This window comes from Lonsdalea britannica (assembly GCF_946477055.1).
GTDB lineage: Bacteria > Pseudomonadota > Gammaproteobacteria > Enterobacterales > Enterobacteriaceae > Lonsdalea > Lonsdalea britannica_A.
The window spans coordinates 1-8,315 of record NZ_CAMKXG010000163.1; the positions used below are offsets into that span (position 1 = coordinate 1).

General features: G+C 58.7%; 11 protein-coding genes and 1 pseudogene. 7 read left to right on the forward strand and 5 right to left on the reverse strand.

Annotated elements, in window-relative coordinates; genetic code table 11:
• Positions 1-242, forward strand: a pseudogene (locus Q7O77_RS11570) (phosphohistidine phosphatase); the annotation flags it as partial.
• Positions 243-475: 233 nt separating this feature from the next.
• Here Q7O77_RS11570 and smrB read toward each other — a convergent pair.
• Positions 476-1,015 (reverse strand): endonuclease SmrB, encoded by a 540-nt coding sequence (smrB, locus tag Q7O77_RS11575; protein WP_085652088.1) that lies wholly within the window; start codon positions 1,013-1,015, stop codon positions 476-478.
• Between the two features lie 161 nt (positions 1,016-1,176).
• Here smrB and prmB point away from each other — a divergent pair, with 161 nt between their 5' ends.
• The 6 genes from prmB to Q7O77_RS11605 all read left to right on the forward strand — a co-directional run bounded on the left by prmB (position 1,177) and on the right by Q7O77_RS11605 (position 5,796).
• Positions 1,177-2,109 (forward strand): 50S ribosomal protein L3 N(5)-glutamine methyltransferase, encoded by a 933-nt coding sequence (gene prmB, locus Q7O77_RS11580; protein WP_085652087.1) that lies wholly within the window; start codon positions 1,177-1,179, stop codon positions 2,107-2,109.
• Positions 2,110-2,179: 70 nt separating this feature from the next.
• A complete protein-coding gene (aroC, locus tag Q7O77_RS11585; RefSeq protein ID WP_304167266.1) occupies positions 2,180-3,265 on the forward strand; it encodes a chorismate synthase in 1,086 nt (361 codons plus the stop codon).
• A 7-nt stretch (positions 3,266-3,272) separates the two neighbouring features.
• Positions 3,273-4,103, forward strand: a complete 831-nt coding sequence (gene mepA, locus Q7O77_RS11590) for a penicillin-insensitive murein endopeptidase (RefSeq protein ID WP_304167269.1) — start codon at positions 3,273-3,275, stop codon at positions 4,101-4,103.
• 6 nt (positions 4,104-4,109) lie between these two features.
• Positions 4,110-4,913, forward strand: coding sequence for a sulfite exporter TauE/SafE family protein (locus Q7O77_RS11595; protein ID WP_304167271.1), 804 nt, complete (start codon positions 4,110-4,112; stop codon positions 4,911-4,913).
• 20 nt (positions 4,914-4,933) lie between these two features.
• Positions 4,934-5,476, forward strand: a complete 543-nt coding sequence (locus Q7O77_RS11600; protein ID WP_304167274.1) for an elongation factor P hydroxylase — start codon at positions 4,934-4,936, stop codon at positions 5,474-5,476.
• A gap of 38 nt (positions 5,477-5,514) precedes the next feature.
• A complete protein-coding gene (locus tag Q7O77_RS11605) occupies positions 5,515-5,796 on the forward strand; it encodes a YfcL family protein (protein WP_304167277.1) in 282 nt (93 codons plus the stop codon).
• A 50-nt stretch (positions 5,797-5,846) separates the two neighbouring features.
• On the opposite strand, the gene Q7O77_RS11610 is transcribed toward Q7O77_RS11605, so the two are convergent.
• The 4 genes from Q7O77_RS11610 to Q7O77_RS11625 form a co-directional block, all read right to left on the reverse strand.
• Positions 5,847-6,164 carry an AzlD domain-containing protein gene (locus Q7O77_RS11610; RefSeq protein ID WP_304167279.1) on the reverse strand — a complete coding sequence of 106 codons (318 nt, stop codon included), beginning with the start codon at positions 6,162-6,164 and terminating at the stop codon, positions 5,847-5,849.
• Positions 6,161-6,871 (reverse strand): AzlC family ABC transporter permease, encoded by a 711-nt coding sequence (locus Q7O77_RS11615; protein ID WP_304167281.1) that lies wholly within the window; start codon positions 6,869-6,871, stop codon positions 6,161-6,163. Before Q7O77_RS11615 ends, Q7O77_RS11610 begins: the two co-directional genes overlap by 4 nt.
• A gap of 174 nt (positions 6,872-7,045) precedes the next feature.
• The gene (locus Q7O77_RS11620) at positions 7,046-7,882 is read right to left on the reverse strand and encodes an AraC family transcriptional regulator (protein ID WP_304167284.1); all 837 of its coding nucleotides are present in this window, start codon (positions 7,880-7,882) and stop codon (positions 7,046-7,048) included.
• A gap of 77 nt (positions 7,883-7,959) precedes the next feature.
• Positions 7,960-8,315 (reverse strand): FAD-dependent oxidoreductase (locus Q7O77_RS11625; RefSeq protein WP_304167287.1); only part of this gene is annotated, 356 nt, incomplete at its 5' end.

An 8,315-nucleotide genomic window follows, 5' to 3' on the forward strand; every position in this document is an offset into this window, starting at 1 on the left:
GCGCTGAACAGGTGCGTGACTACCTCGAGGTGTTAGCTGCTCAGGGCGTGGGGTCGGTGCTGGTGATCTCGCATTTGCCGCTGGTCGGTTACCTGGTTGCGGCACTGTGTCCGCAAGAAACGGCCCCGATGTTCGCTACCTCGGCCGTGGCCGACGTTCAGTTCGACGCCTCTGGCGCAGGTGTGTGCCAGTGGCAGGTCAGCCCGGCCCAGCTGGTTGCTAAAGCCGCCAAAGCCAAATAAGCCCGCTCAAGTCTCATCGGTCGGTATGCCTCTAGCAGGGCATACCGGCACCGCACGACGTCTCTCCCATATTCACCCTGATGTGTTTTCCCCGTACGCCATATGTTGGCCATACAAGGTTTTGCCGCGATCTAAAGACCGCATGAGTCAGATTCATTGAGGGGCGGCGAGACGCGCCACGGGAAAATGGAGGAACAGGTAGGCGGCAATTTGCCGCCGACATGTTGGGAGCGTTACCTGGCGTTGCTATCTAGCGTCACCAGTACGAGTAATGCAGCGTCGCCGCCGAATTCGCGCGGGGCCTGATGGAAAGCCACAACGTCGGGATGCTGAGCCAGCCACAGCGGCGTTTGCTGTTTGAGTATATGTTTGCCATGACCGTGCATCACGCAGGCGCAGTAGACATGCTCCCGGCGGCAGGCGGCCAGCAGCGCGCCCAACTCCTGCTTGGCTTCCTGTTGAGTCAGGCCATGCAGATCTAAAAACAGCTCCGGCGGATAATCCCCTCGGCGCAGCTTTTTCAATTCATAGTGGCTGGCGCCGGAGCGAACGTAGCGAACCGGGCCGTCGTTCTCCAATAGCGGTTGAAACTCATCCGAAAAATAAAAGCAGGCGTCGCGCTGCTCCTGCATGGCTTTACGCGGCGGCACTTCTGAGAGTTTGCGGCGCGGCGGTTGATAACGATAGGTGTCCTGAGTCAGACGTCTGGCGCCTGCGACCGAAGCGCGAAAAAGCGCCTGCTCCTCCTCATCCAGCCTGTATTTGTTTTTCATCAGCGCTGTACTCTGTCTTGGTTTTTCCTAAGTGTACCTTTTCTTGCGCCCTCCGCTAAGGCTTGAGGGGCCGCAGGACGGTGATATCTGCTGATTTGTAGCAGGCTTCATGGCAAACTAGGCGGCAATTTGATTTTCAGAGATGTCTGCGGAGGACAACCTTGGACAAAATTTTCGTCGATGAAGCGGTCAACGATCTGCATACCCTTCAGGATATGTTGCGTTGGACGGTCAGCCGGTTTAACGCCGCACAGGTCTATTACGGTCATGGGACCGACAACTCTTGGGACGAGGCGCTGCAGCTGGTGTTGCCGAGTCTGTATCTTCCCCTCGATATCCCCGAAGACATGTATCGCGCCCGCCTGACGTCCGGCGAGCGTCATCGCATTGTGGAACGCGTGATCCGCCGTATCAACGAACGTATCCCCGTCGCCTATCTCACCAACAAAGCCTGGTTCTGCGGACTGGAGTTTTACGTCGATGAACGCGTGTTGGTGCCGCGCTCGCCGATTGGTGAGCTGATTAACAACGGCTTTGAACCGCTGCTGAGCCATGAGCCGCATCACATTCTGGATCTTTGCACCGGCAGCGGCTGCATCGCCATCGCCTGCGCGCAGGCCTTCCCGGAAGCGGAAGTCGATGCGGTTGATATCTCCAGCGATGTGCTGTCGGTGACCGAGCAGAATATTGAACAGCATGGCATGGAACATCACGTCACGCCGATCCGTTCAGATCTGTTCCGCGATCTGCCGACCACGCCTTACGATCTGATCGTCACCAATCCGCCTTATGTCGATGAAGAAGACATGGCGGATCTGCCGGACGAGTTCCGCCACGAACCTGAGCTGGGACTGGCCGCCGGAAGCGATGGCCTGAAGCTGGTACGCCGCATTCTGGCCCGCGCCACCGAATACCTCAGCGAAGAGGGCGTGCTGATCTGCGAAGTGGGCAACAGTATGGTGCATCTGATCGACCAATATCCCGACATTCCGTTTACCTGGCTGGAATTCGAACACGGCGGCGATGGCGTATTCATGCTGACCCGCGCACAGCTATTGGAATGCCAGTCGCACTTCAGCCTGTATCGCGACTAACATATTGACAGGATGCGGGCGCGGATAGCCCGCCTGACGATCTCTAATTTAATGATGTAAAGGAGCCGTGATGGCAGGAAACAGTATTGGGCAATTTTTCCGCGTCACCACCTTCGGTGAGTCCCACGGTATTGCCTTGGGTTGTGTGGTGGACGGCGTTCCGCCGGGCATTCCGTTAACTGAAGCTGATTTGCAGCACGATCTGGACCGTCGTCGTCCGGGCACCTCTCGCTATACCACCCAGCGACGTGAGCCGGATCAGGTGCGCATTTTGTCCGGCGTGTTCGACGGCGTGACGACCGGGACCAGCATCGGCCTGCTGATCGAAAATACCGATCAGCGCTCGCAGGACTACAGCGCGATTAAAGATCTGTTTCGTCCTGGGCATGCCGACTATACCTACGAGCAGAAATACGGTCAGCGCGACTATCGCGGCGGCGGTCGTTCTTCCGCGCGTGAAACGGCAATGCGCGTCGCGGCGGGCGCTATCGCCAAGAAATATCTGCAGCTCCAGCACGGCGTTAATATCCGCGGCTGTTTGACGCAGATGGGCGATATCCACTGTGAACTGAAAGCGTGGGATCAGGTTGAACAAAACCCGTTCTTCTGCCCCGAGCCGTCCAAGCTGGAAGCGCTGGATGAGCTGATGCGAGCGTTGAAGAAAGAGGGCGACTCTATCGGCGCACGCGTGACGGTGGTGGCCGAGTCCGTGCCCGCCGGGCTGGGCGAGCCGGTATTCGACCGACTGGATGCGGATTTGGCGCATGCGCTGATGAGCATCAACGCCGTTAAGGGTGTGGAAATTGGCGATGGTTTCGCGGTCGTGGGTAAACGCGGCAGCGAAAACCGTGACGAGATCACGCCGGACGGTTTCCAGAGTAATCATGCGGGCGGCATTCTGGGCGGCATTAGCAGCGGTCAGGCGGTCGTGGCGCATCTGGCGCTCAAGCCGACGTCCAGCATCATGGTGCCGGGACGCACGATCACCCGTACGGGCGAAGCGACGGAAATGGTCACCCGTGGGCGTCACGATCCCTGCGTCGGTATTCGCGCCGTGCCCATCGCCGAGGCGATGATGGCTATCGTGTTGATGGACCATTTATTACGCCAGCGCGCGCAGTGCGCGGACGTGAACACTTCAGTTCCCCGTTGGTAACCCGCATATGAAAACAGCTTTGATAGGTTTGATGGCGCTGCTCTGCTGCGCCACCGCCGGGGCAGCGACGCCCTGGCAGGAGATCACCCATCCGGTGCCCGGAAAGCCGCAGGCGATAGGGTCTTTCGCTAACGGCTGCATCATTGGTGCGCAGTCGCTGCCGCTGCAAGCGGCGGACTATCAGGTGATGCGGGTCGATCAGCGTCGCTACTTCGGCCATCCGGATCTGCTGGCGTTTATCCATCGCCTCAGCGCCAGCGTACATCGCCAGAACGGCGGGATCGTGCTGGTCGGAGACATGGGGATGCCGGCGGGCGGCCGTTTCAGCAGTGGACACGCCAGCCATCAGTCCGGTCTGGACGTGGACGTCTGGCTGCAGGTGCCTCGTCAGCGTTGGAGCTCGCAGGATCTCTTGAATCCACAACCTATCGATCTGGTCTTACCCGGGGACAAAGCGGTGAATCCGCGACTGTGGAACCACGATGCCCTGACGCTGATCAAGACGGCGGCGCAGGACAACGCGGTGACGCGCATCTTCGTCAACCCGGCGATCAAGCAGCGTCTATGCCAGGAAGCCGGAAGCGATCGCAGCTGGCTGCATAAGGTTCGTCCGTGGTTCGCACACCGTGCTCATATGCACGTTCGTCTGCGTTGTCCTGCGAACAGTCTTGAGTGTCAGGATCAGGATCCGCCGCCGGCGGGCGATGGCTGTGGCGCTGAGCTGCAAAGCTGGTTCCAGCCGCGTAAACCGGGCGCCGTCGCGCCGCAGAAAACCACGCCTCCGCCGCTGCCCGCTTCCTGTCAGGCGTTGCTGAATCGACACTTTGCCGCGGAATAAAACATCATGGATGGTTTGATCTTAGGGCCGGAACTGCTCGGCCTGCTGTTTGCTATCGCCGTGGCGGCGGGTTTTATCGATTCCATTGCCGGGGGCGGCGGTTTGTTGACGGTCCCCGCGCTACTGGCGGTAGGGTTATCGCCCGCGCAGGCGCTGGCGACGAACAAACTTCAGGGCGTCGGCGGAGCATTTTCCGCCAGCCTGTATTTTATCCGCCGTGGCGCAGTTGATCTGCGCGAGCAAAAGTTGGCGGTGGTCTGCACCTTTCTTGGCGCGATCAGCGGTGCCTGGCTCATTCAGCAGATTCACGCGGATTTCCTGCGCCAGCTGCTGCCGGTACTGGTGATCGGCATCGGCCTGTATTTTTTGTTGATGCCTAAAATCAGTGACGAAGATCGGCAGCGCCGGCTCTCTCCCGTTCCGTTCGCTCTGGTCGGCGGCGCCTGCGTGGGATTCTACGACGGCTTTTTCGGACCGGGCGCAGGATCGTTTTACGCGCTGTCCTACCTGACGCTACGTGGCTTCAATCTGGCGAAGTCCACCGCACACGCCAAGGTGCTCAACTTCACCTCCAATTTCGGCGGTCTGCTGTTCTTTATTTTGAGCGGTAAAGTCATGTGGATCATCGGCGGCGTGATGCTGTTAGGGCAAATCATCGGCGCGCGTTTGGGGGCAAAAATGGTGCTCACCAAGGGGCAAAAGTTGATTCGCCCTATGCTGGTGATGGTGTCCGCATTGATGAGCATCAAACTGATTTATGACAGCCATGGGCAGGACATCGCTCATTGGGTGGGGCAGCTATTCTCATGACCGAACCGGTTAATAACATCATGACACACGATTATGAGCACCTGATTCAGGTGTTTAACGACTGCTTTAGCAAAGATTTTAATACCCGCTTGGTCAAGGGCGAGGACGAACCGATTTACCTCCCGGCCGATGATCAAACGGACTATCACCGTATTCTGTTCGCCCACGGTTTTTACGCCAGTGCGATGCATGAGATTTCCCACTGGTGCATTGCGGGCGCGGAACGACGCAAGCTCGTGGATTTCGGGTACTGGTACTGTCCCGACGGACGCGATGCGGCCACGCAGCAACAGTTCGAGTCTGTGGAGATTAAACCGCAGGCGCTGGAGTGGATGTTTTGCGTCGCGGCGGCGTTTCCCTTTAACGTGAGCTGCGATAACCTGAGCGGCGATGTGACGCCCGATCGCATTGCTTTTCAACGCCGTGTGCATGCGCAGGTGATGCGCTATCTGGAGGAGGGGATTCCCGAACGTCCGGGCCGCTTAATTCAGGCGCTGCACGCGTTTTATCATACGGCGCCGCTGACCCCGGCGGATTTCCCGTATCCCGCCGATCTCTGCTGAGCGGACGATGGGCAACACTGAACAACCGAGGACAATGAATGATCGCAGAATTTGAATCGCGCATCCTGGCGCTGATTGATGACATGGTGGAGCACGCCAGCGACGATGAGCTTTTTGCCGGGGGATATCTGCGCGGTCATTTGACCTTGGCGGTCGCGGAAGCTGAGGAAAATGGCGAGCATACGGCAGAAGCCTTGTGCAGCCGCGTCGAGGACAGCGTACGCAAGGCCATCAAGAACGGCGAACTGTCTCCGCCGGATCAGGTTCTGGTCAATCAGATGTGGGATCGTCTCTTCCAGCAGGCGTCTTCCCAGCAGTAACGCAATGACGCTTATGTAACCGATGCCGGATCGCTCCGGCATCGGCACCATCAAACGCCCATCCAGAAACACAGCGCATAGAACCACGCCAGTCCGCAGGCGACCGCCAAAAGCACATTACGAATCAGCAGTGCGATCATCACGCAGCCCAGCGCGCCCCACAGATAGGGATTGTCGGGGAAAGGTCGCAGCACGTCGTGATGCATGAGGAGCACCGGTCCGCATATCGCGGTCAGCATACAGGGCGCGGAATAGTGCAGCGCCTGACGGATCCACAGCGGCAGCTTCACCGGCACGCGCGGGTCGAGAAACAGATAGCGATTGAAAAACACCACGCCCGCCAGTACAAACAGTAAGAACCAACTCATGACGATGCGCCTCCCAGACGTTCGATCACCACAGAACACAGCATGCCGCCAAGACCCCCGATAATGACGGCGCCTTCAACCTGCCAATAAGACAGCAGCATCGCGGCAATCAGGGAAAAAGCGACGCCGCACAGCGTTCCGATATTTTTTACCATGGGAACAATGATCGTGATAAAGGTCGCCACAATCGAGAAATCGAGATGGTAGCGCTCCAGATCGGGGATCGAGGAAGCCAGTAAAATGCCCGACAGACTGCACATCACCCAGCACAGATAAAAGGTCAGCCCCGCGCCAATGAGATAGCCCGGCGACAATCGGCTGCGATTATCTTTCCCGGCAGCGAGCGCAAACAGTTCATCCGTCAGCAAAAAACCAATCGGAATGCGGAAACGGCTGCTGAGGCGAGAGACGGCTTCTCTGAGAGTTAACCCGTAGATCAGGTGTTGCAGAGTAATCACAAATACAGTCATGACGATGGTCAGCACGCTGGCGCCGGACATCAGCAGTCCCAGCGTGACCAACTGCGCCGCGCCAGCGAAGATCACCGCCGACATGCCGACGCTTTGCCAGAAGGTGAGTCCGGCCTGAACCGCCATCGACCCCGCGAGGATGCCCCAGGGGACCACCGCCAGACACAACGGTAAGACGGCCACGCAGCCCGTAAAGGTGCCCTGCCAGGGAGAGCGGAGGGTTTCCGACGCGTTCATACAAAATGTCCTTGTGGGTGTAATAGGTCGCCAAAAGGTAACCCAGGCACCCGAACAAATATTGAAGAAAATTGCGCTCTTAAACAGTTCAGGCAGACGGCGTGCGATGCCCCGAACGGGTCATCTTTCGCGGGAGGGAAGGGATCTCAATGACCGCGAATCGTCACGCTATTTTCAGCGTGTTATCGCGCGTACAAATTGCCCCGGTGTCACGCCCAGCGCTTTTTTAAAGTGGCGATTAAAGTGACTTTGGTCCGAAAAGCCGCAGCGGGCGGAAACAGCGGAGAGCGTTTCGCCCTGACGTAGCAGCGTGGTCGCCTTGCGCAGCCGGGACTGCACGAGATAGGCATGAGGCGGCATCCCGACCAGGTTTTTGAACTGTCGCAGGAAGTGCCACGGGCTAAGCTCGGCACGGTTCGCCAGCTCCAGTAACGACAGGTTTTCTTCCGGACAGTCGTCCAGCAGCATTTTGACTTCGCGGATGGCGTGGTCGGCTTTTGTCAGCGGACGGACTTCCGTTTGCGTTTTTCCATGACGCATCATCAACCAGACCAACGACGAACAGAGCATGGTTTCTTTTAACAGCGTATTGCCTTCGACGGCCAGGAGCGAGAAGACCATGCGCAACTGCTCTGACAGGCCCGGATCGTGGGCGACCGCGTGGGGAAACCAGGGCGCGCCGCCCTGATGGTCGTGCATAGTGCTCGACAGGCCGCGCAGCATATCCACCGACGGGTAGATGGCGCGATAGGACCAGCCATCGGCGGTGCCTGCGCAGCCCGTATGGATTTCATCCGCGTTGACCAGAATGATATCGCCCTTGGGCGCGACGTGTTCACCACCGGTGCGGTAGAAACGCTGTGCGCCTTCCTCAATCACGCCGATGCAGAAATTCTCGTGCGAATGGCGGGAAAAACGCTGGTTATGATAGCGAGCCTGCAGCATGTCCAGCCCGCCCAAGGTGGGATGATGGCTAAAGTTAGCGTGTTCCTGCGGTGCCTGCTGTCCCATCTCTGCGCTCCCAATACGGTAAAAAGTAGAACGAAATTGCTGTTATGCCCGCCACACGGCGGCTGGTTATCCTCTGATCACACCGGGCGACGCTTCAACAGCTTTCTGACCCAGAAACGATTTGGGTTCAGGGCGGCCAGCGTAGCGCTGTCCAACGGCAATGGCTCTCCGTACATTTGGGCCGCCAGCACCTCCGCCGCCAGCGGGGCGGAACAGAGACCGCGGGACCCAAGACCGCCGAGAATAAACAGGTTAGGGTGAACCGGGGCCTGTACCGGAACCTGCGCCGCAGCCAGCTGCTGAGGGAGCGTCTGATACTGGGCCAGCGTCTGCTCATAGTCAGGGACGGCGCCAACCAGCGGCAGATGATCGCGCAACGCGCTGCGTACGCCGCACCGCGCCTCGCCGTCGGAGACATCTATCGACGTCGGCC

Coding starts and splice junctions, on each gene's coding strand:
- smrB (WP_085652088.1), bottom strand. CDS start 1,015: ATGAAAAACAAATACAGGCTGGATGAGGAGGAGCAGGCGCTTTTTCGC.
- aroC (WP_304167266.1), top strand. CDS start 2,180: ATGGCAGGAAACAGTATTGGGCAATTTTTCCGCGTCACCACCTTCGGT.
- mepA (WP_304167269.1), top strand. CDS start 3,273: ATGAAAACAGCTTTGATAGGTTTGATGGCGCTGCTCTGCTGCGCCACC.
- Q7O77_RS11595 (WP_304167271.1), top strand. CDS start 4,110: ATGGATGGTTTGATCTTAGGGCCGGAACTGCTCGGCCTGCTGTTTGCT.
- Q7O77_RS11600 (WP_304167274.1), top strand. CDS start 4,934: ATGACACACGATTATGAGCACCTGATTCAGGTGTTTAACGACTGCTTT.
- Q7O77_RS11605 (WP_304167277.1), top strand. CDS start 5,515: ATGATCGCAGAATTTGAATCGCGCATCCTGGCGCTGATTGATGACATG.
- Q7O77_RS11610 (WP_304167279.1), bottom strand. CDS start 6,164: ATGAGTTGGTTCTTACTGTTTGTACTGGCGGGCGTGGTGTTTTTCAAT.
- Q7O77_RS11615 (WP_304167281.1), bottom strand. CDS start 6,871: ATGAACGCGTCGGAAACCCTCCGCTCTCCCTGGCAGGGCACCTTTACG.
- Q7O77_RS11620 (WP_304167284.1), bottom strand. CDS start 7,882: ATGGGACAGCAGGCACCGCAGGAACACGCTAACTTTAGCCATCATCCC.